This is a genomic window from Massilia paldalensis, from assembly GCF_044901715.1.
In the GTDB taxonomy this organism is placed as follows: domain Bacteria; phylum Pseudomonadota; class Gammaproteobacteria; order Burkholderiales; family Burkholderiaceae_D; genus Telluria; species Telluria paldalensis.
This window is the reverse complement of the sequence record NZ_JBJCIU010000001.1, coordinates 1997023-2018169: the sequence shown is the minus strand read 5'-3', so window position 1 is coordinate 2018169 and position 21147 is coordinate 1997023. Positions and strand designations below refer to the sequence as shown.

The 21147-nt window shown below is 71.2% G+C and carries 17 protein-coding genes; 9 read left to right on the top strand and 8 right to left on the bottom strand.

Annotated features, from left to right (window positions below; translation table 11 throughout):
• Nucleotides 1–147: 147 nt before the first annotated feature.
• The 9 genes from ACI1V7_RS08820 (at nucleotide 148) to lldD (ending at nucleotide 13624) form a co-directional block, all read left to right on the top strand.
• Nucleotides 148–2253, top strand: coding sequence for a TonB-dependent siderophore receptor (locus ACI1V7_RS08820; RefSeq protein WP_404531377.1), 2106 nt, complete (start codon nucleotides 148–150; stop codon nucleotides 2251–2253).
• Nucleotides 2253–4820, top strand: a complete 2568-nt coding sequence (locus ACI1V7_RS08815; protein ID WP_404531376.1) for a PepSY domain-containing protein — start codon at nucleotides 2253–2255, stop codon at nucleotides 4818–4820. The genes ACI1V7_RS08820 and ACI1V7_RS08815 overlap by 1 nt, the downstream gene beginning before the upstream one ends.
• A 119-nt stretch (nucleotides 4821–4939) precedes the next feature.
• The gene (locus ACI1V7_RS08810; protein WP_404531375.1) at nucleotides 4940–6337 is read left to right on the top strand and encodes a HAMP domain-containing sensor histidine kinase; all 1398 of its coding nucleotides are present in this window, start codon (nucleotides 4940–4942) and stop codon (nucleotides 6335–6337) included.
• Entirely contained in the window at nucleotides 6334–6990 is a 657-nt protein-coding gene (locus ACI1V7_RS08805; RefSeq protein ID WP_404531374.1) for a response regulator, read from the top strand. The genes ACI1V7_RS08810 and ACI1V7_RS08805 overlap by 4 nt, the downstream gene beginning before the upstream one ends.
• Before the next feature lie 189 nt (nucleotides 6991–7179).
• The gene (locus tag ACI1V7_RS08800) at nucleotides 7180–8034 is read left to right on the top strand and encodes a porin family protein (protein WP_404531373.1); all 855 of its coding nucleotides are present in this window, start codon (nucleotides 7180–7182) and stop codon (nucleotides 8032–8034) included.
• Between the two features lie 185 nt (nucleotides 8035–8219).
• On the top strand, nucleotides 8220–9674 hold the full coding sequence (locus tag ACI1V7_RS08795) for an efflux transporter outer membrane subunit (protein WP_404531372.1): 1455 nt from the start codon (nucleotides 8220–8222) through the stop codon (nucleotides 9672–9674).
• 12 nt (nucleotides 9675–9686) lie between these two features.
• Nucleotides 9687–10904: an efflux RND transporter periplasmic adaptor subunit gene (locus ACI1V7_RS08790; RefSeq protein WP_404531371.1), complete on the top strand. Its 1218-nt coding sequence runs from the start codon at nucleotides 9687–9689 to the stop codon at nucleotides 10902–10904.
• A gap of 7 nt (nucleotides 10905–10911) precedes the next feature.
• On the top strand, nucleotides 10912–12348 hold the full coding sequence (locus ACI1V7_RS08785) for an MFS transporter (RefSeq protein ID WP_404531370.1): 1437 nt from the start codon (nucleotides 10912–10914) through the stop codon (nucleotides 12346–12348).
• A gap of 130 nt (nucleotides 12349–12478) precedes the next feature.
• A complete protein-coding gene (lldD, locus tag ACI1V7_RS08780; protein ID WP_404531369.1) occupies nucleotides 12479–13624 on the top strand; it encodes an FMN-dependent L-lactate dehydrogenase LldD in 1146 nt (381 codons plus the stop codon).
• 15 nt (nucleotides 13625–13639) lie between these two features.
• Here the strand turns inward: lldD and ACI1V7_RS08775 are convergent, their stop codons facing one another.
• The 8 genes from ACI1V7_RS08775 to ACI1V7_RS08740 form a co-directional block, all read right to left on the bottom strand.
• On the bottom strand, nucleotides 13640–13918 hold the full coding sequence (locus tag ACI1V7_RS08775; protein WP_404531368.1) for an MSMEG_0570 family nitrogen starvation response protein: 279 nt from the start codon (nucleotides 13916–13918) through the stop codon (nucleotides 13640–13642).
• Nucleotides 13911–15092 carry an MSMEG_0565 family glycosyltransferase gene (locus tag ACI1V7_RS08770; protein WP_404531367.1) on the bottom strand — a complete coding sequence of 394 codons (1182 nt, stop codon included), beginning with the start codon at nucleotides 15090–15092 and terminating at the stop codon, nucleotides 13911–13913. The genes ACI1V7_RS08775 and ACI1V7_RS08770 overlap by 8 nt, the downstream gene beginning before the upstream one ends.
• A gap of 1 nt (nucleotide 15093) precedes the next feature.
• A complete protein-coding gene (locus ACI1V7_RS08765; RefSeq protein ID WP_404531366.1) occupies nucleotides 15094–16086 on the bottom strand; it encodes a sll0787 family AIR synthase-like protein in 993 nt (330 codons plus the stop codon).
• Nucleotides 16083–17213, bottom strand: a complete 1131-nt coding sequence (locus ACI1V7_RS08760; RefSeq protein ID WP_404531365.1) for an MSMEG_0568 family radical SAM protein — start codon at nucleotides 17211–17213, stop codon at nucleotides 16083–16085. Before ACI1V7_RS08760 ends, ACI1V7_RS08765 begins: the two co-directional genes overlap by 4 nt.
• Nucleotides 17210–18241, bottom strand: coding sequence for a Nit6803 family nitrilase (locus ACI1V7_RS08755; RefSeq protein WP_404531364.1), 1032 nt, complete (start codon nucleotides 18239–18241; stop codon nucleotides 17210–17212). Before ACI1V7_RS08755 ends, ACI1V7_RS08760 begins: the two co-directional genes overlap by 4 nt.
• 15 nt (nucleotides 18242–18256) lie before the next feature.
• Complete coding sequence (locus ACI1V7_RS08750; RefSeq protein WP_290414066.1) at nucleotides 18257–18739, bottom strand: MSMEG_0572/Sll0783 family nitrogen starvation response protein; 483 nt, start codon at nucleotides 18737–18739, stop codon at nucleotides 18257–18259.
• 300 nt (nucleotides 18740–19039) lie between these two features.
• Nucleotides 19040–20353 (bottom strand): MSMEG_0569 family flavin-dependent oxidoreductase, encoded by a 1314-nt coding sequence (locus tag ACI1V7_RS08745; protein ID WP_404531363.1) that lies wholly within the window; start codon nucleotides 20351–20353, stop codon nucleotides 19040–19042.
• Nucleotides 20350–20919, bottom strand: coding sequence for an MSMEG_0567/Sll0786 family nitrogen starvation N-acetyltransferase (locus ACI1V7_RS08740; protein WP_404531362.1), 570 nt, complete (start codon nucleotides 20917–20919; stop codon nucleotides 20350–20352). Before ACI1V7_RS08740 ends, ACI1V7_RS08745 begins: the two co-directional genes overlap by 4 nt.
• Nucleotides 20920–21147: the final 228 nt, after the last annotated feature.

The window sequence follows — 21147 nt, the reverse complement described above, 5'->3', positions numbered from 1 at the left end:
CGCCCGGGAGCCGCGCGGCATCGCCGCGACGGGCTTCCCGGGGCGTCGCGGGGAGCGGCGGATGTCTGCTCTTCCGCTCATTGTTGTGAATGATTCTCATTCGCGCTATCATGCGGGGGTTGTCCACCATCGATCCGCTCCCCGTCCATGCCTGCCAGTCCCTTCCTGCGTCCCTCGCTACTCGTCCTTGCCCTGTCTTCTGTCTATCCCGCCATCGGCCTGGCCCAGGAAGGCGACGAGGGAGCGATGCAGGCCGTGCGCATCACGGCGGCGCGGGCTCAGGGCTTTGCGCCGAACACGGTGGAGGCGGGGAGTTTTCGGGGCGCCGACGTCATGGACGTGCCGTCGACGGTCAATGTGGTGACACGCGACGTGCTGGAGCTGCAGGCGGCCGGCGGCCTGTACGATGCGCTGCGCAACACGGCCGGCGTCACGCGCCAGCAGAACGGCGGAGACACCTGGGACCAGCTGGTCATCCGCGGCCTGCCCGTGGAGAACCGCACCAACTACCGGCTGAACGGCACCCTGCCGATCATGAACTTCTCTCAGGTCGCCCTGGAAAACAAGGAGCGCGTGGAGGTGCTCAAGGGCGCGACGGCGCTGTACTACGGCTTCACGTCGCCAGCCGGCGTCGTCAACTTCGTGACTAAGCGGGCCGGCAGCGTGCCGGTGACGTCGTTCGGTCTCACGCTCGACGACAACGGCTCCGCCGTGGCCACCGCCGACGTGGCGCGCCGCTTTGGCGCGCGCCAGGAATTCGGCGTGCGCATCAACGCGGCCGGTGGCACGCTGGGCTCGCACCTGGACGGCGTCGGCAACGGCAACCGTGGTTTCGGCTCGGCCGCGCTGGACTGGCGCGTGGGTCCGCGGCTGCGCCTGCGCGCTGACCTCGAATACGACCGCCGCCGCGTGACGGAACAGGTGGGCATCACCCTCCCCACGGCCGTCAACGGCGTCATCACGCTGCCCCGCGCCGTCGATCCGCGCAAGCTCGTGGGGCCCAGCTGGGCGACGTTCGACGCGGAATCGAAGAACGTCCAGCTGCGCGCCGACTATGCGCTGAACGACGACTGGGCCGTCACCGTGGAGGCGGGCCACGCCGAGACGGAGCGCGACCGGCGCTTGCCGATCTTCCGCTTCAACAGCAACGCGGCCGTCGCCACGGGCGCGGGACGGATCACGGGCAATATCCAGTACTTGGCCGTCGACTCGGACATGGTGCGCGCCGAATTGGCCGGCGGCTTCGCCACCGGTGCGCTGCGCCACGACCTGACCATCGGCGCGAGCGCCACGGACAAGGGCCAGGACCCCGTCTACCAGGCCAACTACACGATTCCCGCGCAAAATTTGTACGACCCGATCCCGATCGTCAACTATACCGTCGGCCCCAGGTCCGCCACGCCGACCAGCGCCGCGCTGGACAGCCGCGATAAGGGCCTGTACGCGATCGACCGCGTGACGCTGGGCCAGTGGCAGGCCATCGCGGGCGTACGCCGCGTGCAGTACCGCAGCGACCAGGGCAGCAATCACTACGACGTCAGCAAGACGACGCCGATGGCCGCGCTGGTGTGGCGGCCGGACGCGGCCGTCTCGCTGTACGCCTCCACGGCCCAGGGGCTGGAAGAGGGCGAGACGGCGCCGACGGGCAGCGCCAACCAGAACGAGCGCATGGCGCCGGGCGTCAGTCGCCAGAAGGAAGTGGGCGCGCGTTGGCGTGCGCCATCCGGCCTGCTGCTGCAGGCGGCGCTGTTCGACATCACGCGCCCCGGTTACTACACGAACGCGGCGAACGTGTTTACCGCGGACGGCGAGCAACGCTACCGCGGCGTCGAGCTGGCGGCCCAGGGCCGCTTGACGCGCCAACTGTCCTGGCAGGGTTCGGCCCAGGTGCTTGATCCGGCGTTCCGCCACATTGGCCCCGCCTACGACGGCAAGGCGCCGGAAAACGCTTCACGCCGCACGGCCAGCAGCTTCCTGTCCTGGGACCTCGACGCCGTGCCCGGCCTGTCGCTGAACGCTGGCGCGTATTTCACGGGTCGCCGCCCCGTCAACGACCTCGACCAGGCTTTCCTCGGCGGGAACACGCTGTTCTCCGTGGGCGGGCGCTACGTCGGCCAGGTGGCGGGCCTGCGCACGACCTGGCAGCTCAACGTCGACAACGCGGCGGACAAACGCTACTGGGCCGGCGCCGGCACGCGCCTGTCGGCCGGCCTGCCGCGCCTCGTCAAGCTGACGATGAAGGTGGATCTCTGATGCGCCGCCCCACGCTGCGCTCGATCTGGTTCCAGCTGCACTGGCTGGTCGGGATCACGGCCGGCACGCTGCTGATGCTCATCGGGCTTACCGGGGCATTGCTCGCCTTCCGCGACGAGCTGCTCGATGCCTTCAATCCCGGCGTGCGCAGCGTCGCCGTGCGTCACGTGCCGGTGCTCGACCCCGATGCATTGATAAACGCCGCCCGGGCCGCGTATCCGCACGAGCGCATCGCGGGCATCGCGGTTTCCGCCACGCCCGGCGCAGCGGCGCGCGTGACCTTCGCGCCGGCGTCCGGCCAGCGCCGCGGGGAGACCGTGTACGTCGATCCCTATAGCGGCGCCATGCTGCCGCCGCTGCGCGGGGACGCCGGGTTCGAGTGGATCGAGTCGCTGCACCGCTGGCTGCTGCTGCCGCGCGAGCCGGGCCGCGCGGTGCTGGGCACGCTGGCCCTGTGCCTGGCGGGACTCGCGCTGACGGGCCTTTACCTGCGCTGGCCGCGCCGCCTGGCCGACTGGCGCGCCTGGTTCGTCGTGAACCGGAAACTCGAGGGACGCTCGTTCCTGTGGAACCTGCATGCGGTGGCGGGGACGTTCGCCTTGCCGCTCTACCTCGTGTTCGCGCTCACGGGTGCCTACTGGAGCTTCGACATCGTGCGCGACACCGTCGACGGCTGGGCAGACACGCGGCGCGCGCCGCGCATGGTCGCACCGGAGCGCGCCGGCAAGGCCAAGCGCATGCAGATTGCCGCGCGCCCGCTCCCGCGGCTCGCGCCGAGCTGGGATGCTTTCGTGCGCCGCGCCCCTACGTGGTCCACGGCGAGCCTCCGCTTGCCCGAGAAGCCGGGACAGCCGGTGCAGGTGACCTGGCTGGCGTCCGACGCGCCGCACGTGCGCGCTCGCAACCGCATGACGCTGGGCCTGGACGGGTCCATCGTCAAGGACGAGCCCTACGGCGCGCTGAGCGCCGCCCAGCGGGCCGTGACGACGATCTACCCGCTGCACATGGGCAGCTACTTCGGCATGCCGGGCCGCATCGTCATGATGCTCGCCGCGCTGGCCTTGCCCGCCTTCGGCATCACCGGATGGATGCTGTACCTGGGGCGGCGCCGCGCGGCGCGGGCAGTCGCGCGCGAGCGCGCCCTGCTGGACGCCATCGATGCGCCGGCAGGCGCGGGCGGTAGCCCGACCTTGCTCGCGTTTGCCACGCAGAGCGGCCAGGCGGAACGCATCGCGCTGCACACGGCGGCGGCGCTGCGCCGCGCCGGCATGACGGTGCAGGTGCAGCCGCTGGCCGAATTGGCGCTGGCGGAGCTTGGCCGCTACGACACGGCGCTGTTCGTGGCGAGCAGCTACGGCGAGGGCGAACCGCCCGATGCGGCGCGCCGCTTCAGCCAGCAGCTGCACGCGGCGACGAACACGTCGCTGCCGTTGCCGAACCTGCGCTACGCCGTGCTGGGCCTGGGCGACCGCAACTACGCCAGCTTCTGCGGCTTCGGCCATGCGCTCGACCGGCGCCTGCATGCGCTCGGCGCCCGGCCGCTGTTTCCCATCATCGAAGTCGACCAGGGCGACGGCGCCGCGCTGGCGCGCTGGGCCCGCGCCATCGATGCGGGTGACCCGGGCGGGGAGGGTGGCTGGACACTGCCCGATGCGCCGTTCCCGGCATGGCGGCTGGCGGCGCGCACGGAACTGAACCGGGGCAGCCTGGGTGCGCCGCTGTTCGAGATCACGCTGGAACCCACCGCGGATGTCGCCTGGCGTGCCGGCGACCTGGTCGAGATCCTGCCGTGCCATGCGCCGGCCGTGGTCGCGGCCTACCTGGCCGGAAGCGGCCTGCGCGGCGATGCCGCCGTCGCCTGGCATGGCGAGAAGTGTACGCTGGCCGAGGTGCTGGCCAGCAGCGAGCTGCCGAATGCGGGGCACCGCTTCGGCTCGGATCAGGAATGCGCGGATGCCTTGAAGGCGCTGGTGCCGCGTCGCTATTCGATCGCCAGCATCGCGGCCGACGGTGTTGTGCAGCTGCTCGTGCGCCAGCAGCGCCATGAGCAGGGATTGGGCCTCGCGTCCGGCTGGCTGACGGAGCACGTGCCCATCGGCGGCACGGTGCGTGCCCGCCTGGCCGCGAATCCCGGCTTCCACGGGCCGGCCGAGGACGTTCCCTGCATCTATATCGGCAACGGTTCCGGCATGGCGGGTCTGCGCGGCCACCTGCGCGAACGGGCGCACGCCGGCAGGGGGCGCAACTGGTTGCTGTTCGGCGAGCGCCAACGCGCGTTCGACTGCCTGTGCGCCGACGAGATAGCGGCGTGGCAGGCAGCCGGCATGCTGGCGGAACTGGACCTGGTGTTCTCGCGCGACTCCGGCGAAGCCGCGTACGTGCAGGACCGCTTGCGCGCGCGGGCAAACCAGCTGCGCGCCTGGGTAGCGCAGGGCGCCGTCATCCATGTATGCGGCAGCCTGCAGGGCATGGCGGGCGGCGTCGACGCGGCGCTGGGCGAGATCCTCGGTGCCGATGGGCGCGATGCGCTGATGGCGCAGGGACGCTACCGGCGCGACGTGTACTGACCCGCTCACCGATGTGCGCGCGCGCGTGTGCGCACGCGGCGGCGCGCTCCGCCCTATAATTGTTGTTTCACTGCATCACGGTTCCGTCCTCCAGGCGGCGGACGCGGGGGCTCCACGCCATGTTCTTGCGCTTTTTCATCGCCATGTTTCTCGCGTCGACCGTCGGCATGACGGCCTTCGGCTTCGGCCTGCATTACCTCGACAACCGGCGCACGCGCGCGACGCTCGCCTCCGAAGAATTCATGGACCATGCGCGCCAGGCGTTCGATGCCGCTGCGCCGCTGCTGCGCTTCGCCGCCGCGCATCCCGCCACCTGCGAGGACGCGCTGCGCCTGTTCATGGCCGACCTGTTCCCGCAAGGGAGCCTGCCCAACGCGGGCGCGAATGCGCTGCCTTCCCTGCTGGCCGATGGGCGCGCGGCGTTCTCGTATGCGAATGGGGACGGCGTCGGCTGCAGCTATCCGCATGGCGCCAAGGTAGACGCCTCGGCCGCGCGGGTCGACGGCGTCGCCCAGCCTGCCAAGCGCAACTACCAGGTGCTGCTGGGCGCCGGCGGCGACCGCCTGGCGCTGCGCCTGCACGGGCCGCTGGGGGCGCTCGCGCACTCGCCCACCTCGGCCTGGACCGTCGGCTTCTCCCTGATCGTCGTGCTGAACCTGGCCTGCGCGGCGACGCTGGTGCCGCTGCTGGTGCGGCGCATCCGCCGCGCTCAGCGCGCCGCCCGGGCCTGGACCCAGGGCGACACGCGCATGCGCATCGTCGACACGACCAACGACGAATTCGGCGACCTGGCCCGTTCCTTCAACCGCCTGGCCGATTCCTTTGCGGAAGTCATCCGTGTCAAGCAGCACCTCGCCGCCGCGGACGAGCGCAACCGCCTGGCGCGCGAACTGCACGACACGGCCAAGCAGCGCGCCTTCGCGCTCAGCCTGCAGTTGACGGCGTTGAAGTCGAAGGCCGCGCAGGATCCGGAGCGGCGCGAACGCATCGTCGCCACGTCAGTGACGCTGGTGCGCCAGCTGCAGAGCGACCTGGCCGGCGTGATCCAGCGCCTGTCCGGCTCCACGCTGGCCGAGGCGGGCGTGCGCGCGGTGCTGGCGGAAGAGGTGCCGGCGCTGCTGGACGGCTCCGGGATCGGCTGGACCGTCGACATCGCCGACGACGTCGATGCGGCCCTGCGCGAAGCGCCCGAGATCTCCCAGCAGGTGCTGCTGATCGCCATCGAGGCCGTCGCCAACGCCAGGGAGCATGCGCGCGCGCGGCGGGTGACGATCGGGCTGGCCGGCGGTGCGTCGGGCTTCGTGCTCGACGTCGGCGACGACGGCGAAGGCTTCGACGTGCGCAATCCGGCGCGCGTGGGCATGGGGCTGGTGAACATGCGGGCCCGCGCGCGCGCCCTGCCGCACGGGACGTTCGAGATCGCCAGCGCGCCGACCTCGGGCACACGGGTATCGGTCGCGTTCCGGCTGCATCACGAAACGGCACCGGAACACACGAAGGAAGGAACCCCGGCATGAAGCCTAGCGTCCTGCTGGTCGACGACCATGCCGTCGTGCGCGACGGCCTGGCCAGCCTGCTCACCATCGCCGGCAACTACGGCGACATCTTCCATGCGGCCGATGGCGACGCCGCCATCGTTGTCGCCCAGGACACGAAGCCGGACATCGTCGTCATCGACCTCCTGATGCCGAACATGCCGACGGCGGGCGCCATCCGCATCCTGCGCACGGTGGCGCCGGACGCCGCCATCGTCGTGCTGACGTCGAGCCAGGACGAGAAGGCCGCGTTCGCCGCGCTGGAGGCGGGCGCCCATTCCTTCCTGCTCAAGTCGATGTCGGGCGACGAGATCCTGGAAGCGATGGAGCGGATCGCGGCCGGCACGCCCGTCATCCACCCCGCCGTGACGTCGCGCATGGTGGACATGCTGCGCACGCGCGGCAGCACGCGCCAGGACCCGTTCCATGCGCTGACGGCGCGCGAGCTGGACGTCCTGGTCGAACTGGCCAAGGGCGCCAGCAACGTCAAGATCGCCGCGACGCTGGACATCACGGAACGCACCGTCAAGGCCCACATCAGCAGCGTTTTTTCCAAGCTGGGATTGAACGACCGCACGGAAGCCGTCGCATTCGCGTGGCGCCATCGCCTCATCACCCCGTCCGACGTCGACTAGGCGACACGGCGGTACTGCGGCGCGCGGCTGCCGCGCCAGGCGATCCGGCGCGCATGGGCCGCACGACCGAGGCCGCATTGTACTTTCGTACAAGGCCGCGTCCAATCGTGCGCATTAACATAATGTCATCAATTCCGCATCGACCTGGATCCATGCGGTGTGTCGACTTAACCTAGAGGCTGATCAATCATGACGCGCACCAGCGGTACCCCATCCGTTTCCCCCACCTTCCGCATCCTTCCCGTGGCCCTGGCCATCGCTTCGGCCGCCCTGAGCCTGGCCAGCGGCTCGGCCGCCGCCCAGGCTTCGCCGGCCCTGGACCGCATCAGCGTGTCCGCCGGCGGCTTCTATGTCGAGCCGAAGGTGCGCGCCGAGGGCGACACCGACTATGGCCGCGTGCGCACGCCCGAAGGCGAAGACGGCCACACCACGCTGCCGCGCGTGAAGGCCGACCTGCTGATCGGCGACTCGCACGGCCTGTCGTTCGACTACTTCCGCTACCACAAATCGTATTCGCCGGAATTCGCCGGCAGCACCGTGGTCAACGGCCAGAACGTCTCGGCCACCGCCCGTGCGGACGCCAAGCTGGAACTGGACCTGGCCAAGCTCGCGTATAAATTCTGGATGGGCAAGGGCAACGACGTGTTCGGCGTGGGCCTGGGCGCTGCCTACTACCGCGCCGCCATCAAGGGCAACGGCACCGTGACCGCCAGCGCCACCGGCGTGCCGGCGCAAACCGTGGACTTCCGCGGCGACGAGAGCGAAAGCGCGTTCGCGCCGCTGGTCGAAGTCGCGTGGCGCCACGCGTTCTCGCCCGAGTGGCGCATGTACGCGGAAGCGTCGGGCATCAAGAAGAACGGCGGCAACGTCAACGGCCATATCTACGGCGGCTCGATCGGCGCCGAGTGGTTCCCGGCCAAGAACGTGGGCCTGGCGCTCGACTACGGCATCCAGAAGATCTCGCTGAACCACGATTCCGAGCACGACGCCAGCGTCGACGTGCGCCTGAAAGGTCCGTCGGCCTACCTCAAAGTGCGCTTCTGAAGCGCGCGCTCCCGGCCCCATGCCGGGAGCGGTTTTTCTCCTGTGTTCTAAATCCTGTCTCCTTGCTGCGCACCCGCCATACGGCAGATGCGCGCTACCCCTCCATCTGCTGTAATCCCGGTTGCCGACGCGACCGCGCCCCTGTCGCACTCCCGCTTCGGCCGTATCCACCGTCGAGGCAGAACATGCGCAGGTCCGAACACTCCCTTTCCATGCTCGTCGTGGCCGCCCTGTTGGGCGGCTGCGCGGGCATGGGCCCGCAAACGCCTCGCGCCGCGCTGGCCGACACGGCGGCGCTGCCGGTCGCCGGCGCGATCGGCGACACGCGCCTGCCGGCCGCCGCCTGGCCCGGCCAGGACTGGTGGCGTGCCTATGGCGACCCGCAACTGGACCGGCTGGTCGAGCAGGCCCGCGCCGACAGCCCGACGGTGGCGGCGGCCCTGGCCCGCGTGCGCCAGGCCGCCGCGCTCGAGGGCGTGGCCGAGTCCGCGCTGGGCCCGCAGGCGAACCTCGCGGCGCGCAGCAGCCGCCAGCATTTCAGCGCCAACAGCAATATCCCGAAGCCGCTGGCCGGTTCCTGGCGCTGGTTCAACGACGCCAGCGTGGGCCTGGGCTACGAGGTCGATTTCTGGGACAAGAACAAGTCCGCCGTGCGCGCCGCCGCCGGCCGGGTGAATGCCCAGGCGGCCGAGGCGCAGTCGGCCACGCTGGCGCTGTCGGTCGCCGTCGTGCAGGCCTACCTGCGCCTGGACCAGCTCTACGCCCAGCGCGACCTGGCCGAACGGGCGCTGCGCCAGCGCGAGCAGACGCGCGACCTGGTCGCGCAGCGCGTCGCCGCCCAGCTGGACGCGCGTGCCGACCTGAAGCAGGCGGAGATCGCTGTGCCGCAGGCGCGCGGCCAGCTGGCCGCCCTCGACGAGGCCATCGCGCTCACGCGCGGCCAGCTGGCGGCGCTCGCCGCGCAGGGCCCGGACGCGGGCCTGGTGCTGGACCGTCCGCGCATCGTCCTGCAGCGCGTGCCCGGCGTGCCGGCGGACCTGCCGGCGTCGCTGCTGGGACGCCGGCCCGACCTGGTGGCACTGCGCTGGCGCGTGGAGGCGGCCAGCGGCGACATCGACGTCGCCAGGGCGCAGTTCTACCCGAGCGTGAACCTGAGCGCGCTGGTCGGCGTGCAGAGCCTCGGCTTCGACCGCCTGTTGGAAGGCAGCAGCCGCTCGCTCGCGGCCGGCCCGCTCGTCACGCTGCCCCTGTTCGACAGCGGCCGCCTGCGCGGCAACCTGCAGGGGCGCGCGGCGGACTACGACCTGGCCGTACAGCAGTACAACGGCGCCGTCATCGAGGCGCTGCGCGACGTGGTCGCGCAACTGACGTCCTTGCACTGGCTGGAAGCGCGCATGCGCGAGCAGGACGAAGCGCTGGCTGCGGCCGAGCAGGCGTGGCAGCTGGCCGATGCGCGCTATCGCGCGGGCCTGGGCAACTTCCTGCAGGTGCTGGTGGCCGACGCGCAGGTGATCGCCGAGCGGCGCAACCGCACCGACCTGGCCGCCCGCGCCAATGAACTGGACCTGAACCTGGTGCGCGCCCTGGGCGGCGGCTACGGCGCGCCCGATCCCGCGCCGGCCGCCGCCGGCGCACCGTAATCGAGGAGCACGATGGAACCGAAGCCGCAACAAGGACCCGCACCCGCACCCGCCGATTCCCCTCCAGCGCCAGCGCCGGGGCGTGCGCGGCGCTACGCGGGCCTGGCACTGAAGGCGGCGCTGCCGCTCGTCGTGGTCGGCGTTGCCCTGTCCGCGCCCGGCCTGCTGCACTGGCAGCCGCACGCCGAGTCGACCGAGGATGCCTACGTCGAGGGCAACCTGGTGCAGGTCACGCCGCAGGTGGCCGGCACCGTGGTGCGCATTGGCGCCGACGATACCGACTACGTACGCGCTGGCGACCCGCTCGTGCAACTGAACCCGCTCGACGCCCGTCTGGCGCTGGAACGCGCGGAGGCGGGGTTGTCGAAGACGGCGCGCCAGGTGCGCGCCCAGTTCGCCAACGTGGAGCAGTGGCGCGCCACCGTGGCGCTGCGCGCGAGCGACCTGGCCCGCGCCGAGAGCGACGTGGGGCGCCGCCATGGCCTCGTCGACAGCGGCGCCGTGTCGGGCGAAGACCTGCGCCACGCGAACGACGCCACGGCGGCCGCCCGCGCCGCGCTCGCGGCCGCGCGCCAGCAGGAGCAGGCGGCGAGGGTGCTCGTCGACGGGACGACGGTCGAGGACCATCCCGAGGTGGCGGCGGCGATCGCCCAGGTGCGCGACGCCGCCGTGGCGCTGGCGCGCACCGCGCTGGCCGCCCCCGTAGGCGGCATCGTGGCGCGCCGCAACGTCCAGATCGGGCAGCGCGTCGGCCAGGGCACCCCGCTGATGGCGATCGTGCCGCTGGACCAGATGTGGGTCACGGCCAACCTCAAGGAAAACCAGCTGGCCGGCGTGCGCATCGGCCAGCCGGCGACCATGACGGCCGACGTCTACGGCAGCGAGGTGGTGTTCCACGGACGCGTGGTCGGCCAGGAAGCCGGGACGGGCAGCGCCTTCGCCGCCGTGCCGGCCCAGAACGCCACCGGGAACTGGATCAAGGTGGTCCAGCGGGTGCCCGTGCGGATCGCGCTGGACCCGGACGAGTTGCGCAGCCATCCGCTGCGCCTGGGCCTGTCGATGCGGGTGGAGGTCGATACGCGCGACCGCAGCGGGCCGGCCCTGCTGCAGGCGGGCGTGCAGCGCAAGGAGTATGCGACGGCCGTGTTCGCGGGCGAGGATGCGGGCGCCGAGGCGATCATCGCGCGCGCCCTCGGCAAGCCGCAGCCGCGCGCCGTGGCCGCGCGCTGAGCCGGCCATGCGCGCGCAAGCGATCCCGCGGCCGGCACTGCTGGCCACGATCTTCGTGTTCAACTTCATCGAGTTCCTGCAATCGGGGATGGTCGTGTTCTCCGCTTCCGCGACGATGGGATACATCGGCGCCGGGCCCGAGGAGTACGCGCTGGCGACGGCGCTGTACGCTGCCGTCGCCGTCGTCGCGATCTCGCAGATGACGGCCTGCATCCAGCGTTTCGGCTGGCGCGACTACATGCTGGGGGCGGCCCTGGTGTCGGCGGTGGGGGCGTGGACGTGCGCCGCCAGCACCTCGCTGTTCGGGTTCGCGGGCGGGCGCGTGCTGATGGCGGCGGGCGGCGGCGTCTTCATGACCGCGGCACGGATGATGGTGAACTTCATTCCGCCGTCGCCGGCGCGCATCATCGGCATCGCGTCGTTCGGCGGCGCGCTGTCCGGCGGGCTGGCACTGGCCTCGCTCGTGGCGGGCACCCTGGTCGGGATCGAGGCATGGAGCGGCATCTTCCTGCTGCTCGCGATGCTGGCGCTGCTGGGCGGCGCGCTGGCGTGGCGCTGGCTGCCGGAAGGGGCCGACACGCTCGACGTGTCGCCCAGCCGCTTCGACGCGGGCGACAGCCTGGCGCTGGGCTGCGCCGCCTTCCTGCTGCTGTACGGACTGCAGCACCTCGTCTACGACTGGCACCGGGAACGCGCCGAGGCGCTGGCGCTCGTCGGCGGCGGCCTGCTGCTGGCCGCGCTGTTCTACACGGGCCACCGGCGCCGCACGGCGCCGTTCCTGCGCCTCGAGATGCTGGGCAGCCCGCGCTACCGCACCGGCCTCCTGATCTTCGCCAGCTGCTACACGCTGCTGGGCATCTTCAACACGGTCCTGCCGCAGCTGGTGCAGCGCGTGCTGGGCATTCCGCTGCAACAGGCGGGCGAGCTGCAGGCGGCCGGGATGGGGCTGGCCATTCCTGTGTTCGCGGGCATGCTGCTGGTCGTGCGCAAGCATCCGCACGCGACCAAGTTCTACGTCACCGGCTTCCTGTCGCTGGCGGCGTTCGGCTGGCACTTCGCCCATCTCGATCCGGCCGCGCAGCCCTGGCGCAGCGTGGCGCCGTGGATCGGGCTGTTCGGCACCTTCGTCATCCTCGCGATGGCGACGACGGCGCTGCACTCGTTCACGGACTTCCAGCGCGACAACGTCCTGTTCTCCAACGCCCAGCAGCTCAAGAACATGCTGGGCCAGGTCGGCACGGCGCTGGGGGCGGGCTGCGCGGGCGTGCTGCTGCAGGACCGCGGCGCGCTGCACGGCGCGCGCCTGGCCGAGCGCGCGTCCGTCGGCGGCGCCGTGCTGCTGGAGCAGGGCAGCCTGCTGGCCGGCCTCGACGTGTTCCTGCTGCTGGCCGCGACGGGCGTCGCTGGCGCCGTCCTGCTGGCCGTCCAGCGCCGCTTCGACTGAATCGGCGGCGGGTGCGCGTCGCGGCCTTGCCGAAGCGGCGATGTTTGCGCAGAATAGGTGCGGGGACACCAGGGACGGCCGCAGCGCCGTCCATACGATAACGACGCCAAGCGAGACGCCGCGCCACGCCATGATCATTTCTTCCGCCACCGACTACCGCGAGGCGGCACGCCGCAAGCTGCCGCCCTTCCTTTTCCACTACCTCGACGGCGGCGCCGGTACCGAGACGACGCTGCGCGCGAACGTCGACGACCTGCAGCGGGTGGCGCTGCGCCAGCGCGTCCTGAAGGGCTCCGAGCAGCTCGACCTGTCGACCGAGTGGTTCGGCACCCCGCACCGGCTGCCGGTGGCCCTGGCGCCGATCGGCCTGGCCGGCATGTATGCGCGGCGCGGCGAGGTGCAGGCGGCGCGCGTGGCGGCCGAGCGTGGCATTCCCTTCATCCAGTCGACCGTGTCGGTGTGCGCGCTGAAGGAGGTGGCCGGCCGCTGCGACCAGCCGATCTGGTGCCAGCTGTACGTGCTCAAGGACCGCGGCTTCATGCGCGACTACCTGCAGCGCGCCCGCGCGCTGGGCATCCGGACGCTCGTGTTCACCGTCGACATGCCGGTGCCCGGCGCGCGCTACCGCGACGCCCATTCCGGCATGAGCGGCAGGAACGGTCCGCTGCGGCGCGTCGTGCAGGCCATGCTGCACCCGCGCTGGGCGCTGGACGTGGGCCTGCTGGGCCGCCCGCACGACCTGGGCAATATCTCGGCCTACCGCGGCAACCCGACGGGCCTGGCCGACTACATCGGCTGGCTGGGGGCCAATTTCGATCCCGGCATCGACTGGGCCGACCTGCAGTGGATCCGCGACGAGTGGGAAGGCCCGATGGTCATCAAGGGGATCCTCGATGCCGACGATGCGCGCGACGCCAGGGCCTTCGGCGCGGATGGCATCGTCGTATCGAACCATGGCGGACGCCAGCTCGACGGCGCGCTGTCGACGGCCAGGGCGCTGCCGGCCATCGCCGCCGCCATCAAGGGCGACATGACGATCTTCGCCGACGGCGGCGTGCGCACGGGCCTGGACGTGGTGCGCATGCTGGCGCTGGGGGCCGACGGCGTGCTGCTGGGCCGTGCCTTCATCTATGCGCTGGCCGTCGCCGGCGGGGCGGGCGTACGCAATATGCTGGACATCTTCGAGAAGGATATCCGGACCAGCATGGTGCTGACGGGCGTGAAGTCCGTGCGCGAGATCGGGCCGGAGATTCTCGCCGCGCGTCCATCCGACTGATCGTGGCGCCGAGCGTCATTCGGCGAAACGCTCGACGCCGACCTGGCCTCCTTCGAAACGCTCCGCCTTCCGTTCGATCCTGGCCAGCTGGTCCAGCGCCGAGGAACAGGCGAAGCCATACTTTGCCCGCACCCGTTCGCTGGCGATGTGCAAGGCGTCGCGGCTGCGCCGCACGAAGTCGTCGACGGCGTAGCTGCCGCCCACCGCGAGGTAATCCTTGATGACCAGCGAGGGCGAGTAGCAGTCGTCGACGGTGCCGTCCGGCCAGCGGACGGTAAAGCGCATTTCAGGCATGGGGTGCTCCATGGGATGGGGTTGCGAGGAAGGCACGATAGATCGCCAGGTGGCGCACGGCCGAACGGTGCCAGCCGTGCTCGGCGCAGACGGCGGCGCCGCGCGCGCGCAGCCGTGCTGCCGTGGACGGATCGCAGGCCGCGAGGAGTGCGGCGGCGATCGACGCCGGATCGCCCGGTTCGGCCCAGGCGCAGGCGTCCGCCGGGAGGTAGTCGGTGAAGGGTGCGATGCGGGGGACGACGACCGGCGTGCCGCTCGCCATCGCCTCCAGCACGACGAGGCCGAAGCCTTCGCGCAGCGAGGGGAAAGCGAGTACGTCGGCGCAGCGCAGCAGGGCCGGCATGTCCATGTCGTCGACCCGGCCCAGCACCTGCAGGGCCCGGCCCGGTCCGCGCGCCAGGCCCGCCGCGGCGGCTTGCGCCTCGAATTCCTCGACATAGGCGCCGTGGTCGAGCAGGCTGGCGCCGCCCGCGATCACGAGCTGGGCATGCGGCAGGCGGGCACGCAACAGCAGGAATGCCTGCAGGATGCGCAGCGTGTTCTTGCGCGGCTCGACGCCGCCGACGGCCAGCACGACGGGTCCCGGGCCCAGGCCAAGCGCCAGGCGCAGGGCCGGATCGCGCTCGTTCGGCGTTGGCGTCCAGCGCGCGAGGTCGACGCCGTTCGCTACCTGCAAGGCCGCGATGCCGTGTTCGCGCGCGAGCGTCTCGTGCCACAGGCGGCTCACGCACAGCACGCGGTCGGCGTCGCGGTAGCCGCGTTCCTGCCAGGCCGCCAGTTGCGGATCGTCGAAGTCGTCGAGGTGGTGCACGGTGCGCACGAAGCCCGGGATGACGCCGCGCGTCCGCAGCACGGCGAGCGCGTTGGCGCTGATCGAATCCTGCGCATGGTAGATGTCGAAGCGCGGCGTATCGGCCCGCTCGAACCAGGCCACGTAGTCGTCGATGGCCTGGCGCACGCGCGCGACGAGGCTCCCGTTCACCGCATGCGCCGGCACGCCCGTCCAGCCGCAGCGCGGCTCGCGGAACAGGCCGCGCCCGTGCGGATCGGGCGCCAGCACCGTCGCCAGCTGGCCCAGCGCGTGCAGCGCGTCGCCCAGCTCGATGGCGTGCACGACCCCGCCGCGCGGATTCGTCGAGTGGGTCAGCAGGGCGATGCGCAGCGCCGCGTCCACGTCAGGCTCCCGGCGCCGCGCAGCCGATGAAGCCTTGTTCGGCGAAGTCCCACAGCAGCGCGCTGGCGCCTTCGTGGTGCAGCGTGACGCGGGTCCCGGCCGTGACGCGCCCGAACGGCGCGCAGGCGATGCCGCGCGCCGCGAAGCGCTCCTGCACCGCCGCCAGGTGCGCATCGGCGACGCCGAACAGGAAGCCGTAGCTGGGAAAGGCGGTGAGCCACCGTTCCAGCGGCACGCCGCTCGGCCGCGGCACGCGCGCCGGTTCGATCTCGGCGCCCACGCCGGAGCATTCCAGCAGCATCAGCGCCGTACCCACGACGCCAGCCATGCTGATGTCCTTGCCGGCCGCGCACAGGCCGTCCTCGGCCAGGCCGGGCAGGATCTCCAGGTCCGCGCGCAGGCGCTCAGGAGGCGCTTCGGTGCTGGCGTTCCAGTACGCGTAGGGCTCCTGGAAGCGGCCGCGCAGGTCGATGGCCGCCACCAGGTGGTCGCCAGGCCGCGCATCGAAGCTGGTCAGCAGCTTGCTCGCACGTCCCACGATGGCCACCGAGAGCTGCTCGCGGTCGCTGCGGCGGTTGCTGTGGCCGCCCACGATGGGCACGCCGTACACGCGCGAGGCCGCGGCCAGGCCTTCCAGCACGGGCGCCGCGGCCGCGCCCCCCCGGCTCCACAGGGCGTCGACGACGGCCGTGGGCCGGCCGCCCATCGCATAGATGTCGCTGACGTTGACCATCACGCCGCAGTAGCCGGCGAACCAGGGCTCGCGTTCGACGAATTCGTTGAGGAAGCCTTCGATGGCGAACAGCAGCCAGCCGTCGCCGTCGGGAATCGCCGCGCAGTCGTCGCCCACGAGGACGGCGCTGGGCGCGCCGCCGGCCAGCATGGGCAGCACGCCGTCGATGTCGCGCTTGTGGGCGAAGCCGCGGCTGTCGCGCAGGAAGCGCGCGAGGGTGTCGGCCGGCTCCAGCAGGAGGTTCGGGCAAGGCGCGTTCATGCGGGCCGCTTCTCGTAGGTCGACAGCGTGGAGCAGGCGCCGCAGCGCCCGCAGCCGGCCTTGATCTCGCCCGAGCGCATGCCGCCTGCGGCCAGCATGCCGGCCAGCGGTTCGAGCACGCCGCGCATGAAGGCGGCGTCGGGCGCCGGATGGTCTTCCAGCGGCGTGCCCGTGACGGGGACGAAGGGTACGACGAACGGGTAGACGCCCATCTCGACCAGGCGCCGTGATGTGTCCAGGATCGCTTGCCGGGTGTCGCCCAGGCCCGCGAGGATGTAGGTGCTGACCTGGCCGCGGCCGAACACGGCGACGGCGGCCTCGAAGGCATCGAAGTAGCGTTCCAGGGGCACGCCGGCCTTGCCGGGCATGATGCGTGCGCGCACCTCCGGGGTGACGGCTTCCAGGTGCATCCCGAGCGAATCGATGCCGGCATCGCGCATGCGCGTGAACCAGGCGTCGTCGTCGGGCGGTTCGCACTGGCCCTGGATCGGCAGGTCGACCGCCGCTTTGACCCCTGCGGCGCTCTCGCACAGGATCTGCGCGCCGCGGTCGGTGGCGTTCGGGGTGCCCGTCGTCATGACCATGTGCTTGACGCCGTCCAGCTCCACGGCGGCGCGCGCCACCTCGGCCAGCTGCTGCGGGGTCTTGCGCGCGATGGTGCGGCCGGCGGCGAGCGATTGGCCGATGGCGCAGAACTGGCAGGTCTTGCGCCGGCTTTCGTAGCGGATGCAGGTCTGCAGCACGGTCGTCGCCAGCACGTCGGCGCCATGCAGCGTGGCGATCTTGGCATACGGGATGCCGTCCGCGGTCTGGAGCTTGTAGAACCTGGGCTGGCGCGGGAAGGAGACGACGGCCAGCTCGACGCCGTCGCGCACGATGCGGCTGGTGCCGTCGGCCTGCGGCGCCTGGGCGACGTAGGGCGAGCTCCAGGAGCCGGCCGTGTGCACGGGGATCATGACGGTGTGCCCGTCGATGGTGACGGCCTTGTGGTCGGTGGGGCCGGCGCCGCCGCGGCGGCTGGGCGCGCCGGCGCCGGGGTCGGCCAGGCGCAGGCCCACGGACTGCAGCTCGGCGATCAGCTGGCTGTTCGTGGCGGGTTGCAGGGCGAGATCGAGGGGGGCGTTCATGGCTGCTCCACGGTTTGGCGTTGTGCGGGTTGGCTTTGCAGGGATTGGCGTTCTGCCGAGGCGGGTTCGGTGCGGGCCTCTGCGCTCTGCTCGCGCAGCGGATGCATCGGCGCCGCCGCGCGCGCATCGATGGCGAGGCTGAGGAGTTCGGGGCGCGCGTAGTGGCCCACCGAGTCCATCATGCGCTTGCGCTTGGTGATCAGCGACATGTCGAGGTCGGCGACGACGATGCCTTCGCCGCTCCTCAGGGGCTCGGCCAGCAGCTTGCCTTCGGGGCTGACGATGGCCGTGCAGCAGCCGCCGCGCAGGGCGTTCTGGACGGCGCCGTCCGGCGTGATGGACTGGATCTGCGCGTCGTCGAGCCAGCCGGTGGCGTTGACGACGAAGCAGCCCGATTCCAGCGCATGGTGGCGGATCGTCGCTTCCATCTGGTCGGCGAAGATCTGGCCGACCATCGATCCGGGAAACTGGGCGCAGTGGATTTCCTCGTGCTGGGCCATCAGCGCATAGCGCGCCAGCGGATTGTAGTGCTCCCAGCAGGCGAGGGCGCCGATGCGGCCGACGGCCGAATCGACGACGCGCAGGCCGCTGCCGTCGCCCTGGCCCCAGACCATGCGCTCGTGGTAGGTGGGGGTGATCTTGCGGCGCTTCAGGATCAGCGTGCCGTCGGCGTCGAACACGAGCTGGGTGTTGTACAGCGACCCGTGGTCGCGCTCGTTGACCCCGAGGACGACCACGACGCCCTGGCTGCGCGCGGCGGCCGCGACGGCGTCCGTCACGGGACCCGGCACGACGACGGCGCGCTCGTACAGCAGCAGGTGCTCCGGACCCTGCTGGAACGGCGGGCGGATGAACGAAAAGTAGGGATAGTAGGGGACGAAGGTCTCCGGGAATACCACCAGCTCGGCGCCGCGCGCCGCGGCGTCGGCGATCGCTTCGCACACCTTCGCCACGGTGCCGTCGCTGCTCTCCAGGTCCGGCGCGATCTGCACCGCCGCCGCCCGTACCACGTTCTTCCTTGCATTCATGGCCGCCCTCCGGTCTCACATGGTCCAGGTGTCGATGATCACCGCGTTGTCGCGGATGTGCAGCAGCTTGATGTCCAGCACGTCGAGGGGGCTGATCGGGCGGATGCCTTCGATCAGCGAGGACTCGCCGTGGCCGTACAGCGCCTGCAGCGCGAAGCGGCACGCATACACCTTGCCGCCTTCGGCCATGAACTTCATGATCTGGTTGCCGTAGTTCTGGTGGCCGGGGAAAGCGTCGTCGCCGATCGTCGGGAAGCCGCGCTGCACGCCCAGCTGCACGCCGGGGCCATACAGCAGCACGGAGGTCTCGTAGCCCTTGCGTTGCAGCCGGGTGGCCTGCAGCAGGTTGACGAAGCCGATCGAACCTTCGAACGCGACCGTGTGGAACGTCACCAGCGCCTTCTCGCCGGGCCGGGCCTTGACATCCTCGAACACCTTCTCTTCGTAGTCCACGAAAAAGTCGCCTTTCTTGTGCAAGGGTTGGTTCACTGCTGGCATGGTCGTGCTCCTGTTGGGTGGTTGGAAAACATCGGTACTGCATCCTGATTGATTGCATGCCGCGTGCCAGTCAATGCATGGCTGCCGCGGGATTGAATGGATCGTCGTCCATTCAAGGGGGCCGTCCCGCAAGGGAAAGCGTCGGCCGGTTTCTGCTGCTGCATACAAGTCATCCATTCAATCCGCGGCGGCGCGGCGGCGGGGCGCTGCCGCTGCCCGCATTGGCGCGGTGCGTGGCGACGGTGCGCGCACGGCCACTGTGCACCGTCGCTGCACCGTCGCCGTGCAGCGCGCCGCGCCTCACGCGCTCGCCAGCGCCGGCGTGGCGTGCCGCGTGCCCGCCAGTGCCGTCGCGATGTGCCCGGCGAGATGCTGCGCATCGCGCGCCACGCCGGAAAAGCGGCCCGAGCCCCAGGTGTGCAGCCATGGCAGGCCCAGGAAATACAGGCCCGGCTGCTCGCTGACGCCGCGCAGGTGCACGGGATGGCCGCGGCCGTCGAACACGGGCGCGTCGATCCAGCCGAAGTCCGGGCGCAGGCCGATGCACCAGACGATGGCGCCGATCCCCTCAGCCGCGAGGTCCAGGCTGGTACGCTCCGCATCCGGCCGCCACACGGGCGCGTACACCGAGGGCGGCGGCGCGTCGATGCCGCGCTCGTCGATGTGCTTGTCGATGGCGGCATTGATGCCGTTGTAGACCTTGTCGGCGGCGTCCAGGTTGGCCTGCAGGTCCGGCGCGAACGCCAGCCGTCCGTCCTCGATGCCCGTGAGCGCCCCGTACAGCTGCATGCCCTCGCGCGCGAAGGCGCGCAGGTCGATGTCGCGGCCGCCGTCGCGGCCCGTCACGTAGTGGTTCGTGTTGTCGCGCACGCCCTCGCGCAGCGGGTGTTCGAGCACCGATTTCTCGTAGTAGCCCATGTCGGCCAGCCAGTCGACGACGTCGCGGCCGCGGTAGAAGCGCGCGCAGCGGGGCGCGTTCCCCGTCGCCAGGTGGACGCGGCGGCCGGCCAGGTGCAGGTCTTCCGCGATCTGGGCGCCGGACTGGCCGGAACCGACGACGAGCACCGCGCCGTCCGGCAGCGCTTGCGGATTGCGGTAGTCGGCCGAATGGATCTGCGCGACCCCGGCCGGGATCGCATCGGCATAGTCGGGGACGATCGGGTCCTGGTAGCAGCCCGACGCCACGACGACCTGGCGCGCCGTGGTCGCGCCGAGCGACGTCAGCACGGAAAACCGGCCATCGGCCAGCGGCACGACCCGGCGCACCTCGACGCCTTCGCGCACGGGGGCGGCCACCTTGGCGACGAAGCGCGCCAGGTAGGCGACGATCTCGTCCTTCTTCATGAAGCCGTGCGGATCGTCGCCGTCGTACGGGTGACCGGGCAGCTGGCACTGCCAGTTGGGGGTGACGAGCGAGAACGCATCCCAGCGCTGCGTGCGCCAGGCGTGCACCTGCGCATGCTTCTCGAACACGATGTGCTCGATACCGGCCTGCTGCAGGTACCAGCTCATCGACAGGCCCGCCTGGCCGCCGCCGACGATGACGACGTCGTAGTGCGGCTTCAGCGGCGCGGGCGCGGCGGGCGTGGCGGACAGGGGGGCGGCGGTGCTCATTGCGGTTCTCCTTGGCGTTTGGATGGGTTGGCGAGGCCGCTGAAGCCGGCTTGCGGGTCGCGGCAGGGCGGATAGCTGGCGAGGTTGGCCTGCATCAGGTGATGCGGGCGGCCCAGCAGGGATTCGGCATGCAGCACGTGCCAGTCGAGGCGCTCGAACAGGGGCACGTTCTGGCTCTGGACGTGGGCGCGGAAGGTGCGGCAGCCCAGCGCGTGGGCACTGCACACGGCCAGGCGGATCAGGGTGACGCCCAGGCGCGCGTGCTTGCGCCAGGCCGGGTCCACCGCCAGGCGCGAGCCGAACCACAGGCCGTCGCCCGCGTCCTCCTCCGCATGGATACGCACCGTACCCACCACCTGGTCCGGCAGGCCGGCCACGCAGGACAGGGCGACGAGCAGCTGGGCGCGCTCGTCGACGGCGTCGCGGTCGTCGCCCGCGAAAATGCCCTGTTCCTCGCAGAACACGGCGCGGCGCAGCGCATGCGCCTGCGTCGCTTCCCAGGGCAGCGTCACCCACTTGACGCGGAATTCGCTGGGCAGGAAGGCCAGCGGCAAGTCACTCATCATGGCGGTACTCCTCGGTGCACATGCCGGGATTGAATGCATGGGACGTGCCAATCAATGGGCCGCGCACCGCCATTTGTATGGAGGCGCTTGCGGTCAATCGGCGGGGAGCGGCGCATCCGGCACTGGCACGCCCCTTGCATCGATCCAGGGGCGTGCTGCGGTTTTCGGGCCGCGCTGCGGCCTCCAGTCAATCGCTGCAGTCAATCGCCATTCGTCATCCGCACTGCA

Excerpts from the sequence above, each read along its gene's own strand:
- lldD (WP_404531369.1), top strand. The coding sequence starts at position 12,479 with ATGATCATTTCTTCCGCCACCGACTACCGCGAGGCGGCACGCCGCAAG.
- ACI1V7_RS08765 (WP_404531366.1), bottom strand. The coding sequence starts at position 16,086 with ATGAACGCGCCTTGCCCGAACCTCCTGCTGGAGCCGGCCGACACCCTC.
- ACI1V7_RS08810 (WP_404531375.1), top strand. The coding sequence starts at position 4,940 with ATGTTCTTGCGCTTTTTCATCGCCATGTTTCTCGCGTCGACCGTCGGC.
- ACI1V7_RS08745 (WP_404531363.1), bottom strand. The coding sequence starts at position 20,353 with ATGAGCACCGCCGCCCCCCTGTCCGCCACGCCCGCCGCGCCCGCGCCG.
- ACI1V7_RS08785 (WP_404531370.1), top strand. The coding sequence starts at position 10,912 with ATGCGCGCGCAAGCGATCCCGCGGCCGGCACTGCTGGCCACGATCTTC.
- ACI1V7_RS08800 (WP_404531373.1), top strand. The coding sequence starts at position 7,180 with ATGACGCGCACCAGCGGTACCCCATCCGTTTCCCCCACCTTCCGCATC.
- ACI1V7_RS08795 (WP_404531372.1), top strand. The coding sequence starts at position 8,220 with ATGCGCAGGTCCGAACACTCCCTTTCCATGCTCGTCGTGGCCGCCCTG.
- ACI1V7_RS08820 (WP_404531377.1), top strand. The coding sequence starts at position 148 with ATGCCTGCCAGTCCCTTCCTGCGTCCCTCGCTACTCGTCCTTGCCCTG.
- ACI1V7_RS08775 (WP_404531368.1), bottom strand. The coding sequence starts at position 13,918 with ATGCCTGAAATGCGCTTTACCGTCCGCTGGCCGGACGGCACCGTCGAC.
- ACI1V7_RS08740 (WP_404531362.1), bottom strand. The coding sequence starts at position 20,919 with ATGATGAGTGACTTGCCGCTGGCCTTCCTGCCCAGCGAATTCCGCGTC.
- ACI1V7_RS08790 (WP_404531371.1), top strand. The coding sequence starts at position 9,687 with ATGGAACCGAAGCCGCAACAAGGACCCGCACCCGCACCCGCCGATTCC.
- ACI1V7_RS08755 (WP_404531364.1), bottom strand. The coding sequence starts at position 18,241 with ATGAATGCAAGGAAGAACGTGGTACGGGCGGCGGCGGTGCAGATCGCG.
- ACI1V7_RS08805 (WP_404531374.1), top strand. The coding sequence starts at position 6,334 with ATGAAGCCTAGCGTCCTGCTGGTCGACGACCATGCCGTCGTGCGCGAC.
- ACI1V7_RS08815 (WP_404531376.1), top strand. The coding sequence starts at position 2,253 with ATGCGCCGCCCCACGCTGCGCTCGATCTGGTTCCAGCTGCACTGGCTG.
- ACI1V7_RS08760 (WP_404531365.1), bottom strand. The coding sequence starts at position 17,213 with ATGAACGCCCCCCTCGATCTCGCCCTGCAACCCGCCACGAACAGCCAG.
- ACI1V7_RS08750 (WP_290414066.1), bottom strand. The coding sequence starts at position 18,739 with ATGCCAGCAGTGAACCAACCCTTGCACAAGAAAGGCGACTTTTTCGTG.